The organism is Streptomyces sp. MJM8645 (assembly GCF_001625365.1).
Classification (GTDB): domain Bacteria; phylum Actinomycetota; class Actinomycetes; order Streptomycetales; family Streptomycetaceae; genus Kitasatospora.
The window spans coordinates 503,493-528,182 of sequence record NZ_LJJF01000001.1 but is presented as its reverse complement, the minus strand read 5'-3'; the positions used below and the strand labels follow the sequence as shown (position 1 = coordinate 528,182).

Here is a 24,690-nt window from a genome sequence, read left to right as displayed (position 1 = left end):
CCGGCTACTGGCCGGCGGAGGGGGCGGTGGAGGGGCCGGCCTGGGTGCCGGTTCGGGGCTCGGTTCGCGGGTCGGCTTGGGGGTCGGCTTGGGGGTCGGTGAAGAGGCCGGCGAAGCGGGTGCGCAGCTCGCGCTTGAGCACCTTGCCGGTCGGCCCGAGCGGGAAGTCCTGCGGTGTGCGGGCGATCCGGACGGCGGCGAGCGCGGCCAGCCCGGCCGCGGCCAGCGCCTTGTTCGCCGCGTCCTGCACCTCCTCGGCCCCGGCCCCGGCGGCCCCGGCGTCCCCTCCGGCCCCGGCCTGCAACCGGACGACGGCGACCGGGCGTTGGCCCTCGCCGGGCGCCCCGGGCACGCCGACCACCGAGCAGTCCTGCACCAGGTCGGCGCAGTCGGCGAGCAGCACCTCCTCGATCGGCAGGCTGTAGACCGGGCCGTCGGCGGTGTCGATGACGTCCACCGTGCGGTCGAGGTGGTAGAACCGGCCGTCGGGCGAGCGGCGGGCGACGTCGCCGGTGAGCCAGTAGCCGGCCAGCTCGAAGCTCTCGGTCAGCCGCCGGTCGTGCCAGTAGCCCGGGGTCCGGGAGGGGCTGACCACGCCGAGCAACCCGACCGTGCCGTCCGGGAGTTCGGTGCCGTCCTGGTCGAGCACGGCGGCCTTCAGGACCACCTCCAGCGGCCTGCCGACGCAGCGGTCGTCGCGGGTGCTCTCCGGGGTGGTCACCTGGCCGAAGAGCGCCATGCCCATCTCGGAGGAGCCCAGGCCGTCGACGAACTGCGAACCGGGCAGCGCGGGTTGGTCGGCGAGGTCCTGCGGCAGCAGCCAGGGGCGGATCAGCCCGGCAGGCCGCTCGCCGAGCGTCACCAGGCGGCGGATGTGCCCGTGGTGCGCGCTGTCGCCGGTGTTGAACCAGGAGTGCACCCGGGCCGCGCCGCGGACCGGGAGTTCGCCGGTGGCCAGCTCGACGAAGGTCCGGGGGAAGGAGGCGACCATGGTTGGCTGGAAGGCCTCCATCACCGGCTCGACGACGGCGCGCCGCCAGTCGGACATCACCACGGTGGGCAGGCCGAGCAGGGTCGCGGTGAGGAAGTAGCTGAGCCCGCCGGCGTGGGTGTGCGGCATCAGCGACATCAGCCGGTCGTACGGCTCGGCGGGGAAGCGCTCCATGCGCGGCTGCTTGCCGTCCCAGAACTGGCGGTGCGCCAGCATCGTGGACTTGGGGGTGCCGGTGGTGCCGGAGGAGTGGATCAGCGCCACCACGTCGTCCGGGGCGTGCCGGTACGGGTGGTCGGCGGGCAGCTCGACGGCGTCGGCGTCGAAGGCCTGCACCTCGGCGGCCAGGGCGAGGAAGCGCGGGCGGCGGCCCGGGTCCTCGCGGTAGGCGGCGGCCAGCCGGGTGGGGTCGTCGGCGACCACGCCGACCACGCCGACGTGGTCCAGGTAGCGGACCAGCACGTCGTGCCGCATCGCGTCGTTGACCAGCGCGGGGACGGCGCCCAGCGAGGTCAGCGCGAGGAAGTGCAGCAGCGGCTCCAGGCCCTCGCCGACCACGACGCCCACCGGCTCGCCGGGGCGCACCCCGTTGGCGTGGTACCAGGCGGCGTAGCGGTCGCGCAGCGCGGCCAGGTCGAGCAGGCTGTGGCCGCGCAGCACGACCTCGCCGCGGTGGTCGGTGCGGTGGGTGAAGACGGAGGGGACGGCGCGGTGCGGGTTGGCCGCGAGGGCGTGGTCGAGGAAGTTGCCCGCGCCCAGGGCGGGTTCGGTCATCAGCCGCTGTCTGACGGCGAGGGGCGCGATGGAATTGCGGTCGCTCATGGGGGTCTCCCGAGGGGGGTGCCGGGCGCGGGTTCTCGTGGAACCGGCGCCGGGGAGGGGGAAAGGCGGGGGGTGCGGGCGTCGGGCGCTGGTTTCAGGCGCGGGCGAGGATGTCGGCGACGACCCGGTGGCCGGAGCGGATCGCGCCCTCCATCAGCCCGAAGTACGCGGTGCTGGTCTCGGTGCCGGCCCAGTGCACCCGGTGGTGCGGCGCGGTCAGCGCCGGGCCGAGCCGCGGCCAGTCGCCGGGCCCCAGCAGGGCGGCGTAACAGCCCTGGCTGTACGGTTCGTTGAGCCAGTCGGTGACGTGGCAGGCGGTCGGCTCGGGGAGCATCGGGAAGAGCTGCGCGGCCTGCCCGACGGCCGCCGCGCGTTGCTGCCGCGGGGTGAGGGCGGCGAAGCGGTGCGCCTCGGCGCCGGTGACGAAGCCGGTCAGGACTCCGATGCCGGCCTCGGCGGGGGAGTCGTCCACGGTGGAGAGCAGCGGCCCCCGGGCGTTGACCGACCAGCCGGACAGGCCGTGGTCGCGCCACAGCGGCGCCGGGTAGACCAGGTGGACCTTGACCGCGCAGCCGCGTGCGGTGCGCTCGCCGGCCCGGCGCACCGGCAGGCCGGGCCGGTAGTCGATCGCGTCGGCGAGCAGCGGCGGCAGTGCCATGACGGCGACGTCCGCGCGGTGTTCGCCGCGGTCGGTGTGCACGGTGACGGCGTCGGCGTCCTGGTGGACGGCCCGGACCGGCTCGCCCAGCCGTACCCGGCGGCCCAGGCGCTCGGCCAGCCGCTCGCACACCTGGTGGGCGCCGCCGGCGATCCGGTCCTGCTGGGCGCCGCCGGCGAAGGCGTTGAGGTAGCGCAGGCCGCCGCCGGAGCGCAGGTAGAAGGCGAGGTGGAGGACGGAGATGTCGGCCGGGTCGGCGGCCGTCATCTCGCCCAGGAACAGCGGGAAGAACAGCCGGGCGTCGGGGTGGGTGAGGTGCTGCTCGGCCCACTCGGCGGCGGTCAGGGCGTCCAGGCGTTCGGCGTCCGGGGTGAGCCAGGGCGCCTCCGGCCGTACGGCGGCGGTGAGTTCGGACAGCCGGTCGAACAGGTCGCCGAGCGCGACGCCGTCGAGCGGCGGGAACCGGCCGTCGCGGGTCGCGGCGTCGGGGCCGGGGCCGGGGCCGGGTTCGGCGTCGCTGCCGGTGCCGGTGCCGCCGCCGAGCGCGAACCGGCTGGCGCCGGACATCGTGGTGGGGGTGGTCTTGAGCCCCAACTCGTCCATCATGGCGAGGAGTTCGGTGTGCCGGTCGCCCAGGTAGGCGGCGCCGGCGTCGACCAGGACGCCGGGGGCGGCCTCGATGCCGTGGGTGCGTCCGCCGACCCGGTCCCGGGCCTCCAGGACGGTCACGTCGAAGCCGTGCGCCGCCAGCCCGGTGGCGGCGGTGAGCCCGGCCAGTCCGGCGCCGACCACGACGGCGGTGCCTGCGGGCTGCTGGTCGTTGAACTGCCGGCCGTTGAACGGGTGGTCGTTGAACGGGTCGTCGTCGGACGGGTGGTCGTTCATCTCGCGGCCGTGATTCTGCGCGCGAGCGCGGTGGGGGTGGGCGCGAGCAGGAACTCGTCGAAGGTGAGCTCGACGGCGTAGCCGCGCGCGACGGCGCTCAGCACCCGGGTGGCGATCAGCGAGTCGCCGCCGAGGTCGAAGAAGTCGGAGTCGGGCGCCACGTCGTCGCGTTCCAGCACGCGCCGGAAGACGGCCACCAGGTCCTGCGGGGTGGCGGGGGTGGTGAGGTCAGTGCTCAACGGAGGTCTCCTTCGACCTGTCGTGGGCGCCGTAGCGCAGGTGGCAGCCGGCCCGGTCGACCTTGCCGCTGGGGGTGTGCACGAGCCGGGGGACGACGGTGATCCGCCCGGGCACGAGGTGGCCGGGCACCCGGGCCCGCAGGTAGGACAGCAACTCGCCGGCCAGGTCCGGCGGGGAGGTGTGCCGGCGTGCCACGACGTATGCGAGCAGCGTGGTGCGGCCGGCCAGGGTGGCACCGGTGACGGCGGCCGCGGTCACCTCGGGGTGGCCGGTGAGGTGCGCCTCGACCTCCGCCGGGTCCACCCGGACGCCGCGCACCTTCAATTCGCCGTCCAGGCGGCCCTGGTGGGTGAGCAGGCCGTCCGGGCCGCGGCTCACCCGGTCGCCGGTGCGGAAGTACCGCTCGCCGTCGACGGTGGTGAACCGGGCCGCCGTCGCCTCGGGCAGGCCGGGGTAGCCGAGCGCGAGGCCCGGCCCGCCGATCAGCAACTCGCCCTGCTCGCCGAGGCGTTCGATGACGTGCGGCAGGGCGTGGCCGATCGGTGCGGGGCGGATCGGTGCGGGGCCGATCGGTGCGCGGGCGGCCGGTTCGCGGGCGAGCGGTCCGGACAGGTCGACGGCGTGGGTGATCTGGGTGGTCTCGGTGCAGCCGTAGGTGTTCAGCAGCCGGATCCGCCCGGTGTCCAGCCGGGCCCAGTCGTCCAGCCGGGCCGGCTGGACGGCCTCCCCGCCGATCACCAGGAGCCGGACGCAGGGCGGCAGTTCGGCCCGGTCGTCGACGAGGTGGTGGACGAGTTCGTGCCAGAAGGCGGTCGGCAGGTCCAGGACGGTGATCCGCTCGCGCTCGACCATCCGCAGGAAGCGCGGGAACGATCCGCAGTGCGCGTCGGGGTCGAGGACGAGGGTGGCGCCCGCGGTGAGTGCCGGGAGGATCTCCTCGAAGCAGGTGTCCCAGTTGAGCGAGGCGAACTGGAGCACCCGGTCCTGGGGGGTGAGGTGGAAGAGGTCGCGCAGTGCGTGGGCCGTGGCCGCGACCGCCCGGCGGGGAGTGGCGACGGGTTTCGGCTGCCCGGTCGAACCCGACGTGAAGAGAATGTAGGCCGGATGTTCCGGGCCGCTTGCGGTGCGGTCCGCCGGAAGGGTTCCGGGCGGTTCTCCGGGGAATTCCGAGAGGGCGGGTAACTCCACTAATCGAGTGCCGAGTTGGTGGTCCGCGACGGCTTCGCCGAGTATCGCCGTGCGGCAGTTCGCGGCCGTCGCCATGGCGTGTCGACGGGCCTCCGGGAATGCCGGATCGATCGGGCAGTACGTACCTCCGGCGGTCAGCACGCCGAGAAGTGCGACCACCGTTTCGGCCGTGTGGACGGCCGGCACGCAGACCGTGCCGGGGTCCGGTCCCAGGCGCCTGGCCAGGGTGTTCGCCAGCTCTGCGAGCCGACCGTAGTCGAGGGTGCGCCCCCGCTGGACGATCGCGGGGTGCCGGGGATTGCGGCGTGCCATTTTTGTGAACGCGTGGATCAGGTCGGGAGCGACCTGGAGGGTGTCCTGATTAATTGACATGGCCGCCCCAAATGATGCTGTCGAATGCTCATCCGTGCTCGGCGAACGGCGACTCTACCGTCGAACATGCGTGGCGACAATGGATGTTGAGAGCGTTCTTCGAGGGGGGCGTGCTCGACGTGTGAACCCGCCCGAGGGCGTTCGGTCGTTCGAGTAGGGACGGCGCACGCAAGGGCGCGGAGCGGCGTGGGCGAAGGCCCGGCGACATCCCGGTGACGGCACGTCAGGAGCCGAGCGGGGCCTCCCAGGAGAGCCGGGTGCCGCCGCCCTCGGCGGGCTCGACCGTGAAGGTGCCGCCCACCCGCTCGGCCCGCTCGGCGAGGTTGCGCAGCCCGCTGCGCCGGCCGCCCTCGGGCACGCCCACCCCGTCGTCGGCCACCACCAGGGCCACCCGCCCGGCGAGCGCCCGCAGCGTCACCTCCACCCGGCCCGCCCGCGCGTGCCGGGCGGCGTTGCTGAGCGCCTCGCCGAGGACGGCCACCGCGTGGTCGGCCAGTTCCTGCGGCACGTCGGTGTCCAGCAGGCCCTCCATGCTCAGCCGGGGCGCGAAGCCGAGCGTCCCCTGCGCCTCGGCCACGACGCGGGTGGCGCGGGCGCGCAGGCCCCGGTCGGGCTCGCTGTGGGCGCGCAGCCCGAAGATCGTCGACCGGATGATCTTGATGGTCTCGTCCAGGTCCGCCACCGCGCGGGCGACCCGGTCGGCGGCGGCCGGGCTGTCGATCAGCCGGCCCGCGCTCTGCAACGTCATCCCGGTCGCGAACAGCCGCTGGATCGCCAGGTCGTGCAGGTCCCGGGCGATCCGGTCACGGTCCTCCAGCAGCGTCAGGTGCTCGGCGTCGCGCCGCCGCTCGGCCAGCTCCAGGGCCAGCGCCGCCTGGTCCGCGAAGCCCAGCAGCGGCCCGGTCTCGTCCGGCCCGAAGGCCGGCTGCCCGGCCGCGCGGGCCAGCAGCAGCACGCCCCGCCCGTACCCCGCCCCGGTGCCCAGCGGCACCGCGACCGCCGGGCCCAGCCCGTCGAAGCGCCCCGCCGGGCCCGCCGGGTAGCGGGCGTCGCAGGCCAGGTCGTCGCTGGTCACCGGCGAACCGGAGGCGTACGCGGCGCCCGACAGCGTGCCGTCCACCGGCACCGTCACCCCCAGCCGCGCGGCCGGCGCCCCACCCAGCGCGACCTCCACCGTCAGCTCCTCCGCCCGCTCCCGCGGACCGTCCAGCGCCACCGAGACGTCGGCCAGCTCGGCGCCGGCGATCTCCCCGGCCCGGCGGGCGATCAGCTCCACCACCTCCAGCCGGGGCGCGCCCGACAGCAGGCTGCGGCTGATCTCCGCGCTGGCCCGCAGCCAGCGCTGGCGCAGCTGCGCCTCCTCGTACAACCGGGCGTTGTCGATCGCCACCCCGGCCGCGACCGCCAGGGTGGAGATCACCGCCTCGTCGTCGGTGTCGAAGTCCAGCCCGCCGCGCTTGTCGGTGAGGTACAGGTTCCCGAACACCTCGCCGTGCACCCGCACCGGCACCCCGAGGAAGGTGTGCATCGGCGGATGGTTCGGCGGGAAGCCCGCCGAGGCCGGGTGCTCGGACAGTACCGGGCAGCGCAGCGGCTGCGGGTCGCGGATCAACTCGCCGAGGATGCCCCGGCCGGACGGCGGCGGGCCGATCTCGGCGATCTCCTCCTCGGACATCCCCACCGTCAGGAACTGCGACAGCGAGTGCCCGTCCGGGCCGATCACCCCGAGCGCGGCGTAACGGGCGTCCACCAGGTCGGCGGCGGCCTCGACGATCCGGTGCAGCGCCTGGGCGAGGTCCAGCTCCCGGCCGACCGCGAGCACCGCCTCCAACAGGCTGTGCACCCGGTTCTGGGTGCCGCGCGCCGCGTCGATCCGCCACTGGAGCTCCTCCAGCAGCTCGTCCAGGCGCAGCCGGGGCATCCGCGCGCCGCCACCCGCCGCGCTGCCGTCCGCTCCGCCCACCGCTGTCCTCCTCGTACTCGCCCTGGCCCGTCCTCCACCCACCGCCGGAGGGCGCCAGGTGCCGCCCGATCAGGGCGATTGCCGGATTCACGGTAGTGCCCGGGTGTCGGCACCCCGCACGCCGGGGTGCGCCGTACGCTCCCACGGGCGGGCCTTTCGTCCCGTCGCAGAGGGGCCTGCGGCCTCTGTCGCGAGGCCCTGGCGGACCGCCAGGGTGGGGGAGGAGCGGACGGGCCGTCAGTGCGCACACCGTCCCCGCGCCGCCCCGCCAAGCGCCGACACAGTGGAGGAACCCTCATGACGCCATCCGTCCTGGCCGGGGTCGACGGCTCGCCGGAGAGCACCACCGCCGCCCTCTGGGCCGCCGACGAGGCAGTGCTCCGGGGCACCCCGCTGCGCCTGGTGCACGCCTGGCCGTGGCTGACCGACGGCGTGGCCACCTTCGCCGAGCCCGACGACCTGCCGGCCGCCGCGCAGCGGGTCCTGTCCTCGGCCGCCGACGCGATCCGCGAACGCCACCCCGGTCTGGCGGTGCACACCGACGCCGTCCTGGACGCGCCGGTGGACGGCCTGGTCGCCGCGGCCGCGGACGCCGCCCTCCTGGTGCTCGGCTCACGCGGCCTCGGCGGCTTCACCGGGCTGCTGCTCGGCTCGGTCGGCATGGCCGCGGCCGCCCGCAGCACGGTGCCGGTGGTCGTGGTGCGCGAGCCGGGCGCGCCCGACGGCGCCGGCGACGGCGTGCCCGAGGTACTGGTCGGCGTCGACGCGCACGCCCCGGAGGAGGAGGTGCTCGCCTTCGCCTTCCAGGAGGCCGCCCTGCGCGGCGCCCGGGTGCGGGCCGTGCACGGCTGGGACCTCCCGCCGGTCTTCGGCTACGCCGGCGGAGCCGTGCCGCCCACCGAGATCGCCCAACTGGAGGCGCTGGAGGCCAAACTGCTCTCCCTCGCCCTGGCCGGCCAGCGCGAGCGACACCCGGACACCGCGGTGATCGAGGACGTCCGGCTCGGCGCCGCCCGCGGCCTGGTCGAAGCCTCCGCCGGCGCCGCCCTCCTGGTCGTCGGCCGCCGCCACCGCTCCCTCGACTTCGGCCCCCGCCTCGGCCGCGTCGCCCACGCCGCCCTCCACCACGCCCAGTCCCCAGTCGCCGTCATCCCCCACCCCTGACCAACGCCCCGGCAGCGCCCGCCCGGAAAGCGGGCCAAGGCAACCCCCCACGAGTCCGAACCTCGCACCCTCCGCAGACAGATGGCCCGGACCGCACAGCGGTCCGGGCCATCGGCGGGGCCGGATCGCGCCTCGACGGGTGTCGGGGCGTGATCCGGGCGGGGAGTGTCAGGGTGTCGGCGGTTCGGCCGGGCGGGGGCGGGTGCCCGGGGGGAGGACTTGGGCCTTGAGGTGGAGGTCCGGGCTGTGGCGGAAGCCGAGGGTGAAGTCGACCCACTGGCCGGCTCGTAGGGGTGGGGGGTCGGCGATCATCAGGTCGGCGTCCTCCGGGGCCATTGCCAGTTCGCCGCGGCCTGGGATCGGGAGGGCGGTCACCGGCTCCCAGCGGCCTGCGGCGCCCTGGTGGAGGTGTCGCTTGATTGTGATCTTGCCGCCGAACTCCCAGCTGGCGGACGTCAGTTCGTCCGGTACGTCGCCCGGGTTGCGGATCGTGAAGAACGCCGCCGTGGCCGGGGCCGCGCCTGCCGTCGGCAGCAGCAGCCAGCCCGGGCCGGCCTCCACCGGCCGGGGCCGCCCGGCCCCGCCGACCGCCGTCCACCCGGTCAGCAGCACCAGCGTCAGTGCCGCCGCGCCCACCGGCGGGCCGACCACCCGCAGCCGTCCGAGCGCGCTCATCGCCCCGCTCATCGCCGCGCCCCCTTCCGGGCCGCCGAGGCGCCCCGTCCGGGCTGCCAGGTGCGCAGCCGCAGGCTGTTGCCGACCACCAGCAGCGAGCTGAGCGACATCGCCACCGCCGCCAGCATCGGGTTGAGCAGGCCGACGGCCGCCAGGGGGATCAGCACCACGTTGTAGCCGAAGGCCCACAGCAGGTTGGCCCGGATCGTGCCGAGGGTCCGTCGGGCCAGCCGGACGGCGTCCACCACCGCCTCGATGTCGCCGCGCACCAGGGTCAGTCCGGCCGCGCCGATCGCGGCGTCGCTGCCCGAGGCCAGTGCCACCCCGAGGTCCGCCGAGGCCAGTGCCACCGCGTCGTTGACGCCGTCGCCGACCACCGCGACCGTCCGCCCGGCGCCCCGCAGCTCGGCCACCACCGCGGCCTTGCCCTCCGGCGAGGCCGCGGCGTGCACCCGTTCGATGCCCAGCTCGCGCGCCACCGCCCGGGCCGCGCCCGGGCCGTCGCCGGTCAGCAGGACGGTCTCCAGCCCCATTCCGCGCAGCCGGTGGAGCGCCCGCCAGCTGCCCGAGCGCAGCGTGTCGCCGACGGTGAGCACGGCCGCGGCCCGCCCGTCCAGCTCGACCACCACGGCCGTGCGGCCGGTGTCCGAGGCGGCGGTGACCGCGTCCGCGAGGTCGGCGGGCAGCGGCTGCGCCGTGCCGTCCGGGCGGACCACCCGTATGCCCCGGCCCTCGACCACCCCGGACACCCCGACCCCGGTGGCGGCCGCGAAGCCGTCCACTGCGGGCAGCGGACCGCAGCGCTCCCGCGCGGCCGCCGCCACGGCCCGCCCGATCGGGTGCTCCGAGCGGTGTTCCACCGCGCCGGCCAGCCGCAGCACCGCACTCTCGTCGAGTCCCGAGTCGAGCCCCGAGTCGAGCCCCGAGTCGGGCCCTTCGTCGAGCTCCGAGTCGAGCCCCGCGTCGAAGCCCTGGGCGACCGTCACCGTCGCCAGTTCCATCCGCCCGGTGGTCAGCGTCCCGGTCTTGTCCAGCACCACGGTGTCGACCCGGCGCAGGCTCTCCAGTACCTCCGGGCCGCGCACCAGCACGCCCAGCTCCGCGCCCCGCCCGGTTGCCGCCAGCAGTGCCGTCGGGGTGGCCAGGCCCAGGGCGCACGGGCAGGCGACCACCAGGACCGCGACCGCCGCCGTCACCGCCGCCTGGGGGGCTGCGCCCGCGCCGAGCCAGAAGCCCAGCACGCACACCGCGCCCGCCAGCACGCACGGCACGAACACCCCGGCCACCGCGTCGGCGAGGCGCTGCGCCCGGGCCTTGCCGGCCTGGGCGTCCGCCACCAGTGCGGTGATCCGGGCGAGTTGGGTGTCGGCGCCGACGGCCGTCGCCCGTACCACCAGCGCGCCGCCGACGTTGACGGTCGCGCCGGCCACCGCGTCCCCGGGGCCGACCTCCACCGGCACGCTCTCCCCGGTCAGCAGGCTCAGGTCGAGCGCCGAACCGCCCTCGACCACCACCCCGTCGGTGGCCACCCGTTCGCCCGGCCGCACCACGAACTCCTGTCCGGGCAGCAGCAGTTCGATCGGTACCAGGCGCTCCTCGCCGGTCCCGCCGTCCCGGACGCACACCTGCTTCGCGCCGAGTTCGGCCAGCGCCCGCAGCGCGGAACCGCTGCGCCGCCGCACCCGGCCCTCCAGCAGCCGCCCGGCCAGCACGAACAGCGGCACCCCGACCGCCGCCTCCAGGTAGACGTGCGCCGCGCCGCCGCCGTCCGCGGTCAGCGAGAACGGCATCCGCATGCCGACCTCCCCGGCGCCGCCGAACACCAGCGCGTACGCGGACCAGCCGAAGGACGCCACCACCCCCAGGCTGACCAGGGTGTCCATGGTGGCCGCCGCGTGCCGCAGCCCCTGCCAGGCCCGGCGGTGGAACCCGGCCGACCCCCAGGTGACCACCGGGACGGCCAGCGCGAAGCAGACCCACTGCCAGGCGGGGAACTGCAGTGACGGCACCATCGACAGCACCACCACCGGGACGGCCAGCAGCGTCGTCATCAGCAGTCGCCGGCGCTCCGCCGGCTCCTCGTCCGGCAGCCCGACGCCCGCCCCTGCGGGCGCCAACTCGGCGGTGTAGCCCGCCCGTTCGACGGCCGCCACCAGCTCTGCGACCGGCACCCCGGCCGGGTGCAGCACCCGGGCCCGACCGGTCGCCAGGTTCACCCCGGCCGTCACTCCGTCGATCCGGGCCAGCCGCTTCTCCACCCGGCCCACGCAGGCCGCGCAGGTCATCCCGCCGACCGCCAGATCGGTGCTCACCAGGGCCCCGGCGTCGGCCCCCGCAACGGGGCTCATCGCATCCCGCCCATGTCGTGCCCGCCCATCCCGGGCGCCCCGGGCGACGCGCCGCCCCCGGGCGTCAGCCCGGGAGACACCGGGCCCGCCTGCCGTCCCACCGCATACGCCACCACGAACACCACCACCAGCAGCAGGGCGAACCCCGCCAGCACACTCAAGGGCCGGACACCCGGCGACTTCGCACTCACCCCCCAGCAGTCGGACGGCGGGGGCGGTTGGTTCCCGTACGGTCCGAACCGGTGGGGCGCGCCCTGGCACCGCGGGCCCGGCGAGACCCGTACGGCAGGCTCCGGGCCCGGATTAATTCGGATGACGCACCCGATGTGACCAGGTAACGTCCGGGACGGCGCCTCCCGATGCGCTGGGTCCCGGCTACTACCCGTCAACTAGGTGCCGGTGCCCGTGGCCGGTTCCGGGAGGCGCCTACGCGTTCGGCCCCGGGGCCGTTCCAGCCCGTGATCCGGGTCATGGCCCGGGGTCCGGGCGAATCCGCCCCCTGTTGAAATCTGATCGTCATAAGATCCCTTCGTGTGCCGAAGACCGGCACCCGGCCCGGCCGCGCGAGCTCGTGCGGCCGGACGGATGGTCAACGCAGCGGGGAGTAGCGATGGCACGTACGGGGAAGCGGACGCTGGCCGCAAGCGCGGCCGCGCTGGCGGGGGTACTGGCGGTCGCCGGGACGGCCTCGGCGCAGCCGGGCCCGGCTGCGGTCCAGAGCGGTATGGGGACGGGGGAGATCCTGCCGTACCCGGGGGAGGCGGGCCTGATCTGGATCCCGGACTGGATCGGCGACGGCGGCGCGGTGACGGCCTCCGTCAACCCCTCGCAGCCCTTCACCGTGACGGTGGGCTGCCAGGGCGGCGGCTCGGTCCAGGTCCACGTCGCCGGCCTGGCGCCGGCCGACTTCACGGTCCAGTGCCCGGTCGGCGCGACCGGCACCGGCTCGGTGGAGATCCCCGCCCGGCCCGGCCGGGACCTCCTGTTCACGGTGACCGCCTCCGACCAGACGATCCACTGGGGCATGTACGCCACCCAGGCGGACTGACCCCGCCGCGCCCCGGAGCGGGTCCCGTTCGGTCCTGCCGCGCGCGCGACGGGACTGAACGGGGCTGAACGGGACTGAACGGGACCGGCTCTAACGCCGCACGCTGCGCGGCCCGGTGACCGCCGCGCCCAGCGCGCCGACCCGGGCCCGCAGTTCGCGGTCGGCGGTGACGACCAGGCAGTCCCGGTCCGGCTGTTCGGCCCTGGCCGCCCGGACCAGCTCGACGATCCGGTCGTCACCGCTGCCGGCCGCCGCGACCACCCGCACCTCGGGCAGTCCGTCCACGCCCCGGGCCGCGCCCTCCACGACCAGCACCACCTCCAGCGGCCCGGGCCGCTCCGGCAGGCCCTGCCCGGCGACGGCGACCAGCGCGTCCCGCAGCCGCTCGGCGGCGCCCCGCCGATCCCGCCACCACCCGTCGGGCACCGACCCGACCACGTTGGCCCCGTCCACCACCAGCAGCGGCAGCCCGCCCCGGGTCCCGTTCGCGTCCCTGTCCTCCATGGCCTCTCCCACGCCCTTCCTCGTCACGCCTTTCCCAGGGCCGGCCCGGCGAGTGACCGGGCCGGCGGGGCCGCCGGGCGAACCCACCGGGGCCCCGTCAGCCGGGTGGTGCGTCAGGTGAGGGTGATCCGGATGCCGACGGTGCCGCGCTCGCCGCGGCGCAGGCGGCTGCCGAGCAGGGTGAGCACACCGAGCAGGCCGTACTTCTGGCGCAGCAGGGTGCGGTAGGCGGCGGTGCGTTCGGGGCTGAGGATCTCGGCGGTGGCGGGGTACTGCTCGCCGGTCGGCCGGCCCTTGACGTCGCAGGGGCCCACCAGGACGTCCGCGCGGTTGCGGATCCGCTTGACCTTCCAGGAGTCGGCGACGGTCCAGACGCCGAGCGCCTCGCCGTCGCGCACCACCCACACGGGGGTCGGCACGGTGGTGCCGTCCTTCTTGTAGGTGGTGACGAGCAGGTAGCTCCCGGAGGAGAGGCTGACGATCCGGGCGAGCCGGTCGGAGGGAACGGGGTCGGGCGTGGTCATGGCCGGAAGTCTAGGGCGTGCCTGATCATTCGCGCCGGGCGCGCGGCAAGGCGTGCCTGACCAGGGCCCGGGCCCGGCGGGCCAGCCCGTGGTGGCGGTGCCCGCCGAGGGCGGTGGCGCCCGGGTCGGGGAGCGCGGCCGGGTCGGCGGCGAGTGCGGCGCGGCGGCGGGCGGCGGTGCGCGCGGCGGCCCACAGGGCGAGGACGGCGCCGAGTGCGATGGCCGTCCAGGCGGCCGGGGCGAGGCCGGGGTCGTTGCCCCGGACGGCCTGCGGGTGCGCCTGGCCGGCGGTGGCGGCGGGGGCGGCGGACGAGGCGGCGCCGGCCCGGCCGGTGATGGTGGCCGGGTGGGCGGCGGCGGTGTCCTCCACCAGTTGCCCGACCGGCTGGACCTTGTCGGCCGCCGCGAAGCCCCAGTCGAGCAGCTCGGCCGCCTCGTCGTAGACCCGGGTCTGGGTGTCGGGGTGCATCACCGTCACCAGCAGGGTGCGGCCGCCGCGCTGGGCGGCGCCGGTGAAGGTGGCGCCCGCGTTGGTGGTGTAGCCGTTCTTGACGCCGATCAGGCCCTGGTACTTGCCGAGCAGCCGGTCGGTGTTGGCGATGTCGAAGCTGGTGCGCTGCCCGGTGAGCTTGTCGAGTCCGCCGGGGAAGTGCGCGGTGCGGGTGGAGCAGTAGGAGCGGAAGTCGGCGTTGCGCAGCCCGGCGCGGGCGAACAGGGTGAGGTCGTAGGCGGAGGAGACCTGGCCGTCCATGTCGTAGCCGTCGGGGGAGACCACCTTGGTGTCGCGGGCTTGCAGGGCCTGGGCGCGGGCCTGCATCTCGGCGACGGTCTGCTGGAGGCCGCCGTTCATGTGCGCGAGGACGTGGACGGCGTCGTTGCCGGAGCTGAGGAAGACGCCCCGCCAGAGGTCCTCGACGCGGTACGGCAGGTCCTCCTTGACGCCGACGAGGCTGCTGCCGGCGCCGACGTTGGCCAGTTCGGCCGTGGTGACCTTGTGCTCCGTCGTGCGGTCGAACTTGGGCAGCACGGTGTCCGCGAAGAGCATCTTCAGGGTGCTGGCCGGGGGGAGCTGGAGGTGGGCGTTGTGGGCCGCGAGGACCTCGCCGGTGCCGGCGTCGGCGATGAGCCAGGACCGCCCGGTCAACGTGGGCGGCAGCGCGGGCGCCCCGGCCAGCGGAGCGACCTGGACGGTGGACTGGCCGAGCCGTTCGCCGCCGATCGCACCGGCGGCGTCCTGCCCGGGGGCGGTCGGGGCGCCGGCGGCGAGCATCAGGGTGGACACCGCGGCGGCCGCCGCCACTCTGCTGACATGCTGTGGCATCTGCTGCACACGGCGAACGTACCCGGGGCGCCGCCGGGCCGCCGCGCCTGCTGCTCCGTCCGGATCCCGGGTGGCACGGATCCCGGGCGGTACGGCGGTCCGGACCCCGGGCGGCACGGCGCCGGGACGGCCGGGGGAAGGCGACGGGACGACTTTGGTCATCCCCGGGTCGCGCCGAAAGTCGGATTCCCGGGCGCCGGGAGCTGCCTAGGCTCGGGGTATGAAGACGCTGCTCGGCTATCTCGGTTTCGTGCTGATCCTCGGCGGCGGGTCCGGCCTGGCGGCGGGCTGGCTGGGGGGCTTCCGGCTGTTCGGCTTCGTCCGTTTCCTGGTTCCGGACGGCCATGAGACCGCCGGGTACGCCACTCTGCTGGTGCTCGGCATCCTGCTGGCGATCCCGGCGGCCCGCCGAGGCTGATCAGCGGTTCAGCCCAAAGCCTGATCCGCGTCCCGATCGGAGCCCTGTTCGGAGCCCTGATCAGCCCCCGCCCCCGAGGCCGCCACGCCGTCGAGCAGGACGGCGAGCCCGGTGCGGAAGGCCGCCCGGTCGCGGTCCTGCGGCGTGCCGTCGCCGGCGCCCTGGAGGGCGGTCAGCAGGGGGAATCGGTCGGTGAAGTCCGGTGCCAGTTCGGCGAGTCGGGCGGATCGGGTGGTCCACCAGTCCTCGTCGGCGATGCCGGTCGCGGCGGCGGCGCCGCGCGATTCGGCGGCCACGGCGGCCGTGCCGCGGACGAACTGCCAGAGCGCCGCGACGACGCCGTGCAGCCGCGCGGGTGCGAGGGCGGCCGGTTGCAGGGCGCGCAACAGGCCTTCCATGGCGGCGAGTTCGGCCGGTCCGAGCACCGGGCGGGCCTGCGAGACCTGGAGGATCCAGGGGTGGCGCAGGTAGCAGGCGTACAGTTCCTCGGCCCAGGCGGTGACGGCGGGTCGCCAGCCGTCCAAGTCTGCGACGTCCAGCCGTAGTTCGCCGAGTGCCCGGTCGTGCATCAGGTCGAGGAGTTCGGCCTTGCCCGGGACGTAGGTGTAGAGGGCCATGGCGGTGCGGCCGAGTCGTTCGCCGACGGCGCGCATCGATAGCGCCGCCATGCCGTCCGCGTCGGCGACCGCGATGCCGGCGGAGACGATCGCGTCGACGCTGAGGCCCGGTTTGGGGCCGCTGCGCCCGGCGTGCGGTTGCGGTGGTGTGCCCCAGAGCAGGGACAGGGACCGGTGGGCGTCGCCCTGTCCGGCGTAGACGACCATGCAGCAACTCCTTATGGCGTAAAGTATCCTCGGCCGCGACAACTCTTTATGCCGTAAGGTTATCAACCGAAGGGGTTTTTCGATGACACTGCCCGTCACCTTCGTCGAGGTCGTCGAGGTCCGCCGGATCACGCCGCGCACCGCCCGGGTCACCTTCGAGGCCGAGGCCCTGGCGGACTCCGTGGGCACGGCGCCCGACCAGCAGGTGAAGCTGTGCTTCCCCCGCCCCGGCCAAACGGTGCCCGAACTGCCCGCGCAGAGCGACGACCCGATGAGCTGGTACCAGGCGTACCTGGCGATCCCCGAGGCCCGGCGCCCGCTGCTGCGCAGCTTCACCCTCCGGCGCCGCCGGCCCGGCACCCGGCTGGTCGAGATCGACTTCGTGCTGCACGGCGACACCGGCCCGGCCGCCGCCTGGGCGGAGCGCGCGGAGCCCGGGCAGCGGCTCGGGCTGGTCGGCCCCTCGGCGCTGTACGCCCCGCCGGTCCCGCTCGCCGAGGCCGCCGCCGCTGCCGACTGGGTGCTGCTGGCCGGGGACGAGTCGGCACTGCCGGCGATCGCGACGCTGGTCGAGGCGCTGCCCGCCGGGGTCCGGGCCCTCGCGTTCGTCGAGGTCGCGGACGAGGCCGAGCGGCAGCCACTGGAGGGCCGCGCCGAGCTGGCCGTGCACTGGCTGGTCCGGGGCGGGGCGGCCCCCGGGGTCGTGCTGGCCGGGGCCGTGCGGTCCGCCGAGCTGCCGGCCGGCACGCCGTTCGCCTGGCTCGCGGGGGAGGCGGGCGCGGTGCGGGCACTGCGCCGCCACCTGGTGGCGGAGCGCGGCGTGCCGAAGCGGTCGATCGACTTCACCGGGTACTGGCGCCACCGGCTGACCCAGGACGACGCGCCCACCGCCGAGGATCTGGCGGACGCCCAGGAGCGGTTGGCCGCCGGCTGATCGGGTGCTGATCGCTCCGGTGGCCGGGGGATTCCGGCCACCGGAGCGCCGGTGCGGACGCGTCCCCGTTCTGTCATGTCCGGTTTCAGAGTGGGTCCTGGGGGAAGGGTGTGTGGCGGTGCTGACGGTGTGTCCCAGGTGGCGGTGGTCCGCCACTGTCCAGAGTTCGCCACCGATTTTTTCCGACCGGGATCGGACAGTTCCGACCGGGTCTGGTCAGCGAAAAGGGGCGGACATGGCCCGATTTCTGCCGTGAATTTTACTTTCTGATGGTCTTTTTTACTTTCTAATGGGGATTTCCCCCCTTGTCGTGGTCGTGTCGGATGCGCTGGAATGCGACCGCTGTCGGGACGCGCGGTCCGGAGCAACCACGCGTCCGACCTGGATCCGCGTACGCTGGGCCGCGCAACCTGACGTCTCATCAGACGAAAGGATGTCCATTGATCGGCTGGCGGAAATCCCAGCTAGCGGCTGCCGTCACGGTCACCGCCGCGTCCATGGTCCTGACCTTCGGGTCCAGTGCCAACGCAGCTCCGCTCCCGGACCCGCAGAACGCCCCCGTGGCGTCTGCGGACGGGACCCCGGTGCCGGTGATCGTGATTCTCAAGGACCAGATAGCGGACGCCCCGGCCGACAGCGGCCACCTCGGCGCCCGTCAGCAGAAGGCCGCGAACGCCCAGGCGCCGCTGCTGGACAAGGTCAAGGCCAACGGCGGCACCAACATCAAGAGCTTCGTGGTCGGGAACGCGTTCTCGGCCACGGTGAGCCCCGCGCTGCGTGCCGCGCTGCTGGCCGACCCGGCCGTCGCCTCGGTCGTCGCGGACGAGCAGGTCACCGTCACGCCGCCGGCCGCCGGCAAGGCCGCGGCAGCGAAGGACGCCGCGGACACCAAGGCCGGCGCCAAGTCGGCCAAGGCCGCCGCCCCGCAGGCCGTTTCGGGCAGCAACGGCCAGGGCGTCGAGCAGAACGCGACCAACACGATCTGCCCGTCCGACCCGTCCCAGCCGCTGCTGGAGCCGGAGGGCCTCTACTCGACGCACGCCGTCGGCGCCGACGGCAAGCCCGGTGCGGCCGACCTGGCCACCGGCAAGGGCGTCAAGGTCGCCTACATCGCGGACGGCCTCGACCCGAACAACCCGGACTTCATCCGGGCCGACGGCTCGCACGCGGTCGTCGACTACCAGGACTTCGCGGGCGACGGCGTGAACGCGCCGACCGGTGGCGCGGAGGCCTTCGGCGACGCCTCGGCGGTCATCGCCCAGGGCCGCCAGGTCTACGACGTCTCGAAGTTCGTGAACGCCTCGCGCGGTCTGCCGGCCGGCTGCAACATCCGCATCCGCGGCCTCGCCCCGGACGCCTCGCTGGTCGCCCTGCGGGCCGGCGGCGAGATCATGTCGAACTCGTCGATCCTGCAGTCCATCGACTACGCGGTCTCGGTCGCCAAGGTCGACGTGCTGAACGAGTCCTTCGGCGGCAACGTCACCCCGGACAGCGGCGCGCACGACACCATCTCGCTCTTCAACGACCAGGCCGTCAAGGCCGGTGTCACCGTCTCCGTCTCCACCGGCGACGCGGGCATCAGCGGCACCATCGGCACCCCGGCCACCGACCCGAACGTGATCGCGGTCGGCGCCTCCACGGACAACCAGAACTACCAGCAGACCGGCTACGCGGCCGCCCAGTTCTCCAACAAGACCTGGAGCAACAACCGCATCTCCGCGCTCTCCTCGGGCGGCTTCACCCAGGCCGGCCGCACGGTCGACCTGGTCGCGCCGGGCGAGTCGGACTGGGCGCTCTGCTCGCCCGACACCAGCAAGTACACCGACTGCACCGGCTTCAGCGGCCAGGGTTCGCCGATCCAGTCGTTCGGCGGCACCAGCCAGGCCGCGCCGTTCGTCACCGGCGCCGCGGCCCTGGTCATCCAGGCCTACCGCGACACCCACAACGGCCAGTCGCCCGCCCCGGCGCTGGTGAAGAAGTTCATCACCGGCACCGCCCAGGACCTCGGCGTCCCGGCCGAGGAGCAGGGCGCCGGCCTGCTGAACGTCCGCGCCGCCGTCGAGGCCGCCCGCGGCTACCACGCCGGCTCCGGCGCGTCGGACAGCAAGACTGTCGTCGTCACCACCGGTCAGGTCGACATCGCCGGCAACCCCGGCTCGACCCACACCGCCGACGTGACCGTCACCAACACCAGCTCCGCCCCGCAGACGGTCAGCGGCGCGACCCGCACCTTCGTGCCGCAGTCGAGCAACCAGCAGACCGTCCAGCTGGACACGGCCTCCACCGACACCTTCAAGTACGCCACCAACGGCGCCACCTGGGTGCAGAAGCAGGTCAAGTTCACCGTCCCGGCCGGCGCCGACCGCCTCGCGGCGTCGATCGCCTGGCAGGGTGCGGCCAGCCCGGTCACCAACGGCTCCGTGGTCCGCATGACGCTGCTCGACCCGTCGGGCCGCTTCGAGACCAACACCCGTCCGCAGGGCGGCGCCACCCCGGCCGACTTCGGCCTGGTGGACGTCCCGCACCCGGTGGCCGGCGAGTGGACCGCCGTCCTGTACACCCCGGCGGGCAAGGCCGGCTACAACGGCGCGGTCCAGCTGGGCACCGCCACCCAGCGTGCGGTGCCGGCCGGCGCCGTCAGCCCGAGCGTCGCGGACCTGAAGCCGGGTGAGACCAAGACCCTCAAGGTCCAGCTCACCACCCCGGGCACCAGTGGCGACTCCAGCCAGGCGATCACCGTCGCCAGCTCCAACGGCACCGCCACCAGCGTTCCGGTCGTGCTGCGCAGCCTCGTCCCGGTCAACCAGGGCAAGGGCACCTTCACCGGCACCATCACCGGTGGCAACGGCCGCAACGCCTCGCCGACGCAGAGCTTCGCGTACGCCTTCGACGTCCCGAAGGGCCAGAAGGACCTGCGGGTCGGCGTCACCGTCGCCAAGGACCCGAAGCTGCTCATGCAGGGCGCGCTGATCAGCCCGAACGGCACCCCGATCGACATCGAGGGCAACGGCCTGCTCGACGCGCAGGGCAACCTGACCGGCACCACCGCCGGCGTCTCGGCCACCACCGTCAACCCGGCCGCCGGCCGCTGGCGGTTCGTCCTGAACGTGCTCGGCCCGGTCAGCGGCCAGGAGCTCGCCCAGGACTTCGCCGGCACCGTCGCGTTCAACCAGAACGTCGCCACCGCCGCCGGCCTGCCGAACGACCCGCACGCCAAGCTGGCGGCCGGCAAGCCGGTCACCGTCCAGGTGAACTACACCAACAACACCGTCGCCACCCAGAAGATCTCGGCCGACGGCCGCCTGGACCGCCGCACCGACCTCCCGCTGGTGCCGCAGGGCGCCTCCGCGACGGTCACCCTGCCGCTGAGCCTCACCTCCGCGGTGCCGTCCTTCCTCGTCCCGCCGGGCACCGACCAGCTGAAGGCGGTGGCGGCCTCCTCGACGCCGGCCCACCTGGAGCTGTCCGGCACCACCGGCTCGCCGGACCTCTTCGGCGACCTGAAGAAGGCCCAGGACGGTTCGACCATCTCGGTCGTGACCGACAACGGCAGCGCGTCGCAGCCGGTCCTCCCCGGCGTGTGGGGCACCTTCCTGCAGCAGGTCGGCCCGTTCGGCACCGCCGGCGCCCCGGCCGGCACCGCCACCATCACCGCGACCGCGCACACCCAGGCGTTCGACCCGGCGCTGACCTCCAGCACCGGTGACCCGTACGCCCTGGCGGTCAACGCCTCGGCCCCGGCCGCCAACCCGGTGACCGTCCCGTCGGGCGGCAAGGGCTCGCTCCAGGTGACCGTCACTCCGACCGGTCCGAAGGGCAGCACCGTCCACGGCGTGCTGTACCTGGTGTCCGCCCCCAGCTCGGTGGCGACCGCCAACAACACCCTGGGCACCACCGGTTCGGTGCTCGCGGCGATCCCGTACAGCTACACGGTGAACTGACCTTCCATCACCGCGCCGAGGCCGTCCCGGAGTTCCGGGGCGGCCTCGGTCGTTTCCCCGGGGCCGGCGGGAATACCCCGCGCTCCCGGCGGTGTTGTGCCGGGCAGGACCGGGGCGAAGCGGATGCGCCGGCCCTTCCACCGGACCGGGAGCGGGACTTGAACGACGCGATCAAGCACAGCCACGTCGAGGTGAACGGCGTCCGTCTGCACGTCGCGGAACAGGGCGAGGGCCCGCTGGTCCTGCTGCTGCACGGCTTCCCCGAGAGCTGGCACTCCTGGCGCCACCAGTTCGCCCCGCTCGCTGCGGCCGGCTACCGGGTCGTCGCCCCCGACCAGCGCGGCTACGCCCGCAGCGAGCAGCCCGAGCGGGTGGACGCGTACTCCCTGCTGCACCTGGTCGGCGACGTCACGGCGCTGATCGGCGCGCTCGGCGAGGAGCGGGCCGTCGTGGTCGGGCACGACTGGGGCGCGCCGGTCGCCTGGGCCACCGCCGCGCTGCGGCCGGACCTGGTGCGCGGGGTCGCCGGGCTGAGCGTGCCGCCGCTGGCCGGCGGGCCGCGGCCGCTGCGGGAGTCCCGGGAGAACTTCGGCGAGGGCTTCTACCAGATCTACTTCCAGGAGCCGGGCCGCGCCGACGCCGAACTGGCGGCCGACGTGAAGTCCAGCTTCCGCCGCATCCTGGGCGGTGGCCTGCTCCGCGAGGGGAAGCCGCAGCCGTGGGTCGTCCCGGAGGGCAAGGCCCTGCTGGACAGCATCCCGGAGCCGGCGCAGCTGCCGGCCTGGCTCACCGAGGCGGACATCGACGCCCTCGCGGCCGACTACGCCCTGCACGGCGAGCACGCCTTCACCGGCGGGCTCAACTGGTACCGGAACATTGACCGCAACGCCGAACTGATGGCCGCCTTCGACGGCGTGACGATCGACGTGCCGGCGCTGTACGTGGCCGGCGAACAGGACATGGTGAACGCGCTCGTCCCGCCGGCGGTGCTGGCCCACCTGCTGAGCCGGGTGCCCAAGCTGCACCGTCACGTCCGGCTGCCGGACACGGGGCACTGGACGCAGCAGGAGCGCCCGGCGGAGGTCAACGAGGCGCTGCTCGACTTCCTCAAGCACCTGGACGCCTGACGCCCGCCCGGTTCCGGCCCGGGTGCCGGGTCGGAGCCGGGTGGCGGAGGTCCGGCGGCGCGATCAGTGGTGGTGGTGGCTGCCCATGGGGTGGTCGCAGGCGCGGCACCTCCGGATGAAGAGGAGGCTCAGGCCGACGGTGACCACCGCACCGAGCGCCACCCCGGTACCCCGCACCGTCTTGCGGGCCGCGTTGCCGCCGATCGAGCCGGTGCACCGCGAACAGTTCTGGCATCCGGTCCGGACCGGGATCTTCTTCCCCACGACGCTTCCTCCCAGGCGAGGTCCCGACCACCGGCCGGGCTCGTGAACGTCCCGCAGCAGCTTATAACTTGAGCTGCCCGTTCATGACTTGAGCTGCCCGTCCTCGCCCGGCGAACGATCATCCGCCCGGCGAACGGTCATCCGCTCGACGGACCGGCCCCGTACGGGTCGAGGAGTTCGGCCACGAGTCGGCGTGCGTACGCGGGATCGAGGCCGGCCGGGCGGAAGAGGATGCGGTACATCAGGGGGGCGACGACGCCGTCCATGACCGCCTCGACGGCGGGGGTGTCCTCCCCGCGGCCGCCCGCCCGGCTCAGCACGGCGTCGACCTGTTCGGCCGCGTAGTCCGAGCACTGGCCGGCGTTGCCGCCGTCCGGGTCGCCGAGCAGGGCGTCGCGGATGTAGGCGCGGCCCGAGGGGGAGGCCATCTCGTCGAGGAACTGCTCGGCCCAGGCCGTCAGGTCGGACCGCAGGTCGCCGAGGTCCTCCGGTGCCGCGTCGGGCCGCAGGCGCTCCACCGCGACGTCGGACAGCAGCTCCTGGAGGTCGCCCCAGCGGCGGTAGACCGTCGACGGGGTGACGCCCGCGCGCTGCGCGACCAGCGGCACCGTCAGCGCGTCGCGGCCCACCTCGGCGAGGAGTTCACGCACAGCGGTGTGCACCGATGCCTGGACCCGGGCGCTGCGCCCGCCGGGGCGCACCATCTGTTTGCGACTCATGATAAACACCTTAAAGCACAATCCTTGCGTTTACGGGTGCCGGGGTGCCGGGGTGCCCGCCTCGGAGCCGAGCGGCGGGCCGGCGTCGTTCGGCCCGGCCCGCCTGCTGTTCTCAGACCGCCGGCGCGAGCGCCCGCGCGGGCTGCGTCCGCTCGTAGGCGTGGCCGACCCGCAGCAGCGTGCGCTCCCCGAGCGGCCGGCCGAGCAGCTGCATGCCGATCGGCAGGCCCGCCGCGTCCCGGCCGACCGGGACGGACAGGGCGGGCACCCCGGTGATGTTGGCGGGGGCGGACAGCCGCACATAGGCGTCGGGGACGCCCTCGACCGTGCCGTCGGGCCAGGTGACGGTCTCCTGGTCGGCCCGTACCGCGGTGACCGGGACGGTCGGGGCGGCGATCACGTCGACCTCCTCCAGCATCCGGGCCCACTCCCGCCGCATGAGCGTCCGGGAGCGCTGGGCGCGCAGGTAGTCCCCGGCGGTCATCAGCTCGCCGGCCTCCAGCAGGACACGGACGTCCGCCTGGTACAGCTCGGGCACCGCCCGCAGGGAGTGCTCGTGGTAGGCGGCGGCCTCCGGTGCCACCAGCCCCCACAGGGTCGCCTGGAGGTAGCGGGTCATCGGGATGTCGACGTCGACGAGTCGTGCGCCGAGTGCCTCCAGGTGCCCGATGGCGCGCCGGACGGCGGCCTCCACCTCCGCGTCGACGTGGTCGAAGTAGTAGCTGCGCGGCACGCCGACGCGCAGCCCCGCCAGGTCCGTGCCCGCGCCCGGCCGGTGGTCCACGGCGGGGGCGGCCAGCGAGGCGGGGTCGCGCGGGTCGTGTCCGGCGAGGGCGTCCAGGACGAGGGCCGTGTCCTCGACGGTCCGGGCGATCGGGCCGACGTGGTCCAGCGACCAGGACAGGGACGTGACGCCGTGGCGGGGGACGAGGCCGTAGGTCGGCTTGAGGCCGACGACCCCGTTGAGCGCGGCGGGCACCCGGATCGAGCCGCCGGTGTCGGTGCCCAGCGCGAAGGTCGCGGCGCCCGCGGCGACGGCGACGGCGGATCCGCCGCTGGAGCCGCCGGCGACCCGCTCGCGGTCCCAGGCGTTGCCGGTCTGCGGGGTGGTCAGGCCGTACGCGAACTCGTGGGTGTGCGTCTTGCCGACCAGGATCGCGCCGGCCGCGGCCAGGCGGGCGGCGACCGTGCTGTCGGTCTGCGCGCGGTGGTCGGCGCGGACCCGGGAACTGGCCGTGGTGGCGAGCCCGGCGACGTCGATCAGGTCCTTGAGCCCCATCGGCACGCCGTGCAGCGGTCCCCGGTGCAGGCCGCGCGCCGCTTCCTGCTCGGCCTCGCGGGCCGCCCGGCGCGCCCGCTCCGCGGTGACCGCGACGTAGGCGCCGAGGTGCGGTTCTACCTGCTCGATGCGGTCGAGGACCGAGTCCACCAGTTCGACGGGGGACAGTCGCCGGGCCCGGATCTCCTCCGCGGCGGCGGCGAGGGAGAGCTCATACGGCCGCATCGCGCTCCTCCTCTTCCGTGTCGTGGGCGCTTTCCGCGCGGTAGGCGCTCGCGGGCGGGGTGTCCCCGAAGTCCAGCTCCCGCAGGACCGCGACGACGGAGAGCAGCTGGTTGGCGGTGGCCGCGACCGCGTCGTGGCGGTCGGCGGGCAGGGGGAGCCCGGCCCGGGCGGCCCAGCGGGCGGCCTCGGGCGGCGTGAGGTCGGTGGTGGGTGGTTCGCCTGAGGGGCGTTCGGCGGAGGACATGGGCGTTCTCTC

General features: G+C 74.8%; 21 protein-coding genes. 6 read left to right on the top strand and 15 right to left on the bottom strand.

Annotated features, from left to right (window positions below):
* Positions 1–4: 4 nt before the first annotated feature.
* The 5 genes from A6F73_RS02150 to A6F73_RS02130 form a co-directional block, all read right to left on the bottom strand.
* The gene (locus A6F73_RS02150) at positions 5–1,813 is read right to left on the bottom strand and encodes a class I adenylate-forming enzyme family protein (protein WP_063346174.1); all 1,809 of its coding nucleotides are present in this window, start codon (positions 1,811–1,813) and stop codon (positions 5–7) included.
* 94 nt (positions 1,814–1,907) lie between these two features.
* Positions 1,908–3,356 carry an FAD-dependent oxidoreductase gene (locus A6F73_RS02145; protein WP_079135357.1) on the bottom strand — a complete coding sequence of 483 codons (1,449 nt, stop codon included), beginning with the start codon at positions 3,354–3,356 and terminating at the stop codon, positions 1,908–1,910.
* Positions 3,353–3,595 (bottom strand): phosphopantetheine-binding protein, encoded by a 243-nt coding sequence (locus A6F73_RS02140; protein WP_063346173.1) that lies wholly within the window; start codon positions 3,593–3,595, stop codon positions 3,353–3,355. The genes A6F73_RS02145 and A6F73_RS02140 overlap by 4 nt, the downstream gene beginning before the upstream one ends.
* Complete coding sequence (locus tag A6F73_RS02135; protein WP_063346172.1) at positions 3,585–5,156, bottom strand: amino acid adenylation domain-containing protein; 1,572 nt, start codon at positions 5,154–5,156, stop codon at positions 3,585–3,587. The genes A6F73_RS02140 and A6F73_RS02135 overlap by 11 nt, the downstream gene beginning before the upstream one ends.
* Before the next feature lie 223 nt (positions 5,157–5,379).
* Positions 5,380–7,077 (bottom strand): GAF domain-containing sensor histidine kinase, encoded by a 1,698-nt coding sequence (locus A6F73_RS02130; protein WP_063350871.1) that lies wholly within the window; start codon positions 7,075–7,077, stop codon positions 5,380–5,382.
* A gap of 339 nt (positions 7,078–7,416) precedes the next feature.
* On the opposite strand from A6F73_RS02130, the gene A6F73_RS02125 reads away from it, so the two are divergent.
* Entirely contained in the window at positions 7,417–8,283 is an 867-nt protein-coding gene (locus A6F73_RS02125) for a universal stress protein (protein ID WP_063346171.1), read from the top strand.
* A 168-nt stretch (positions 8,284–8,451) separates the two neighbouring features.
* Here the strand turns inward: A6F73_RS02125 and A6F73_RS02120 are convergent, their stop codons facing one another.
* Both A6F73_RS02120 and A6F73_RS02115 read right to left on the bottom strand, forming a co-directional pair.
* On the bottom strand, positions 8,452–8,970 hold the full coding sequence (locus A6F73_RS02120) for a copper chaperone PCu(A)C (protein WP_079135356.1): 519 nt from the start codon (positions 8,968–8,970) through the stop codon (positions 8,452–8,454).
* Positions 8,967–11,306, bottom strand: coding sequence for a heavy metal translocating P-type ATPase (locus A6F73_RS02115; protein ID WP_063346169.1), 2,340 nt, complete (start codon positions 11,304–11,306; stop codon positions 8,967–8,969). Before A6F73_RS02115 ends, A6F73_RS02120 begins: the two co-directional genes overlap by 4 nt.
* 610 nt (positions 11,307–11,916) lie before the next feature.
* On the opposite strand from A6F73_RS02115, the gene A6F73_RS02105 reads away from it, so the two are divergent.
* Positions 11,917–12,354 carry a hypothetical protein gene (locus tag A6F73_RS02105; protein ID WP_159398318.1) on the top strand — a complete coding sequence of 146 codons (438 nt, stop codon included), beginning with the start codon at positions 11,917–11,919 and terminating at the stop codon, positions 12,352–12,354.
* A 90-nt stretch (positions 12,355–12,444) separates the two neighbouring features.
* Here the strand turns inward: A6F73_RS02105 and A6F73_RS02100 are convergent, their stop codons facing one another.
* The 3 genes from A6F73_RS02100 to A6F73_RS02090 form a co-directional block, all read right to left on the bottom strand.
* Entirely contained in the window at positions 12,445–12,858 is a 414-nt protein-coding gene (locus tag A6F73_RS02100; RefSeq protein ID WP_063346166.1) for a hypothetical protein, read from the bottom strand.
* A 113-nt stretch (positions 12,859–12,971) separates the two neighbouring features.
* Positions 12,972–13,382 carry a PPOX class F420-dependent oxidoreductase gene (locus A6F73_RS02095; RefSeq protein ID WP_063346165.1) on the bottom strand — a complete coding sequence of 137 codons (411 nt, stop codon included), beginning with the start codon at positions 13,380–13,382 and terminating at the stop codon, positions 12,972–12,974.
* A gap of 25 nt (positions 13,383–13,407) precedes the next feature.
* Positions 13,408–14,652 (bottom strand): D-alanyl-D-alanine carboxypeptidase, encoded by a 1,245-nt coding sequence (locus A6F73_RS02090; RefSeq protein WP_079136176.1) that lies wholly within the window; start codon positions 14,650–14,652, stop codon positions 13,408–13,410.
* A gap of 271 nt (positions 14,653–14,923) precedes the next feature.
* Between A6F73_RS02090 and A6F73_RS02085 the strand changes: the two genes are divergently transcribed.
* The gene (locus tag A6F73_RS02085) at positions 14,924–15,121 is read left to right on the top strand and encodes a hypothetical protein (protein ID WP_063346163.1); all 198 of its coding nucleotides are present in this window, start codon (positions 14,924–14,926) and stop codon (positions 15,119–15,121) included.
* An 8-nt stretch (positions 15,122–15,129) separates the two neighbouring features.
* Here A6F73_RS02085 and A6F73_RS02080 read toward each other — a convergent pair whose 3' ends face one another.
* A complete protein-coding gene (locus tag A6F73_RS02080) occupies positions 15,130–15,945 on the bottom strand; it encodes a TetR/AcrR family transcriptional regulator C-terminal domain-containing protein (protein WP_063346162.1) in 816 nt (271 codons plus the stop codon).
* Positions 15,946–16,027: 82 nt separating this feature from the next.
* Between A6F73_RS02080 and A6F73_RS02075 the strand changes: the two genes are divergently transcribed.
* From A6F73_RS02075 to A6F73_RS02065, 3 genes are all read left to right on the top strand, one after another.
* Complete coding sequence (locus tag A6F73_RS02075; RefSeq protein ID WP_063346161.1) at positions 16,028–16,879, top strand: siderophore-interacting protein; 852 nt, start codon at positions 16,028–16,030, stop codon at positions 16,877–16,879.
* Positions 16,880–17,469: 590 nt separating this feature from the next.
* Positions 17,470–20,820 carry a S8 family serine peptidase gene (locus A6F73_RS02070; RefSeq protein ID WP_244293258.1) on the top strand — a complete coding sequence of 1,117 codons (3,351 nt, stop codon included), beginning with the start codon at positions 17,470–17,472 and terminating at the stop codon, positions 20,818–20,820.
* A 158-nt stretch (positions 20,821–20,978) separates the two neighbouring features.
* On the top strand, positions 20,979–21,947 hold the full coding sequence (locus A6F73_RS02065) for an alpha/beta hydrolase (RefSeq protein ID WP_063346159.1): 969 nt from the start codon (positions 20,979–20,981) through the stop codon (positions 21,945–21,947).
* Between the two features lie 63 nt (positions 21,948–22,010).
* On the opposite strand, the gene A6F73_RS02060 is transcribed toward A6F73_RS02065, so the two are convergent.
* The 4 genes from A6F73_RS02060 to A6F73_RS02045 form a co-directional block, all read right to left on the bottom strand.
* Entirely contained in the window at positions 22,011–22,211 is a 201-nt protein-coding gene (locus A6F73_RS02060) for a hypothetical protein (RefSeq protein ID WP_063346158.1), read from the bottom strand.
* Between the two features lie 137 nt (positions 22,212–22,348).
* Positions 22,349–22,930 (bottom strand): TetR/AcrR family transcriptional regulator, encoded by a 582-nt coding sequence (locus A6F73_RS02055; RefSeq protein WP_063346157.1) that lies wholly within the window; start codon positions 22,928–22,930, stop codon positions 22,349–22,351.
* 112 nt (positions 22,931–23,042) lie between these two features.
* Positions 23,043–24,434: an amidase gene (locus tag A6F73_RS02050; protein ID WP_063346156.1), complete on the bottom strand. Its 1,392-nt coding sequence runs from the start codon at positions 24,432–24,434 to the stop codon at positions 23,043–23,045.
* The gene (locus tag A6F73_RS02045) at positions 24,421–24,678 is read right to left on the bottom strand and encodes a hypothetical protein (protein WP_063346155.1); all 258 of its coding nucleotides are present in this window, start codon (positions 24,676–24,678) and stop codon (positions 24,421–24,423) included. The genes A6F73_RS02050 and A6F73_RS02045 overlap by 14 nt, the downstream gene beginning before the upstream one ends.
* Between the last annotated feature and the right edge of the window lie 12 nt (positions 24,679–24,690).

What these genes read in the sequence shown, in the direction of transcription:
- A6F73_RS02075 (WP_063346161.1), top strand. Translation starts at nt 16,028, where the DNA reads ATGACACTGCCCGTCACCTTCGTCGAGGTCGTCGAGGTCCGCCGGATC.
- A6F73_RS02100 (WP_063346166.1), bottom strand. Translation starts at nt 12,858, where the DNA reads ATGGAGGACAGGGACGCGAACGGGACCCGGGGCGGGCTGCCGCTGCTG.
- A6F73_RS02055 (WP_063346157.1), bottom strand. Translation starts at nt 22,930, where the DNA reads ATGAGTCGCAAACAGATGGTGCGCCCCGGCGGGCGCAGCGCCCGGGTC.
- A6F73_RS02125 (WP_063346171.1), top strand. Translation starts at nt 7,417, where the DNA reads ATGACGCCATCCGTCCTGGCCGGGGTCGACGGCTCGCCGGAGAGCACC.
- A6F73_RS02050 (WP_063346156.1), bottom strand. Translation starts at nt 24,434, where the DNA reads ATGCGGCCGTATGAGCTCTCCCTCGCCGCCGCCGCGGAGGAGATCCGG.
- A6F73_RS02145 (WP_079135357.1), bottom strand. Translation starts at nt 3,356, where the DNA reads ATGAACGACCACCCGTCCGACGACGACCCGTTCAACGACCACCCGTTC.
- A6F73_RS02105 (WP_159398318.1), top strand. Translation starts at nt 11,917, where the DNA reads ATGGCACGTACGGGGAAGCGGACGCTGGCCGCAAGCGCGGCCGCGCTG.
- A6F73_RS02090 (WP_079136176.1), bottom strand. Translation starts at nt 14,652, where the DNA reads ATGCTCGCCGCCGGCGCCCCGACCGCCCCCGGGCAGGACGCCGCCGGT.
- A6F73_RS02095 (WP_063346165.1), bottom strand. Translation starts at nt 13,382, where the DNA reads ATGACCACGCCCGACCCCGTTCCCTCCGACCGGCTCGCCCGGATCGTC.
- A6F73_RS02115 (WP_063346169.1), bottom strand. Translation starts at nt 11,306, where the DNA reads ATGAGCCCCGTTGCGGGGGCCGACGCCGGGGCCCTGGTGAGCACCGAT.
- A6F73_RS02080 (WP_063346162.1), bottom strand. Translation starts at nt 15,945, where the DNA reads ATGGTCGTCTACGCCGGACAGGGCGACGCCCACCGGTCCCTGTCCCTG.
- A6F73_RS02085 (WP_063346163.1), top strand. Translation starts at nt 14,924, where the DNA reads ATGAAGACGCTGCTCGGCTATCTCGGTTTCGTGCTGATCCTCGGCGGC.
- A6F73_RS02120 (WP_079135356.1), bottom strand. Translation starts at nt 8,970, where the DNA reads ATGAGCGGGGCGATGAGCGCGCTCGGACGGCTGCGGGTGGTCGGCCCG.
- A6F73_RS02130 (WP_063350871.1), bottom strand. Translation starts at nt 7,077, where the DNA reads ATGCCCCGGCTGCGCCTGGACGAGCTGCTGGAGGAGCTCCAGTGGCGG.
- A6F73_RS02045 (WP_063346155.1), bottom strand. Translation starts at nt 24,678, where the DNA reads ATGTCCTCCGCCGAACGCCCCTCAGGCGAACCACCCACCACCGACCTC.
- A6F73_RS02135 (WP_063346172.1), bottom strand. Translation starts at nt 5,156, where the DNA reads ATGTCAATTAATCAGGACACCCTCCAGGTCGCTCCCGACCTGATCCAC.
- A6F73_RS02150 (WP_063346174.1), bottom strand. Translation starts at nt 1,813, where the DNA reads ATGAGCGACCGCAATTCCATCGCGCCCCTCGCCGTCAGACAGCGGCTG.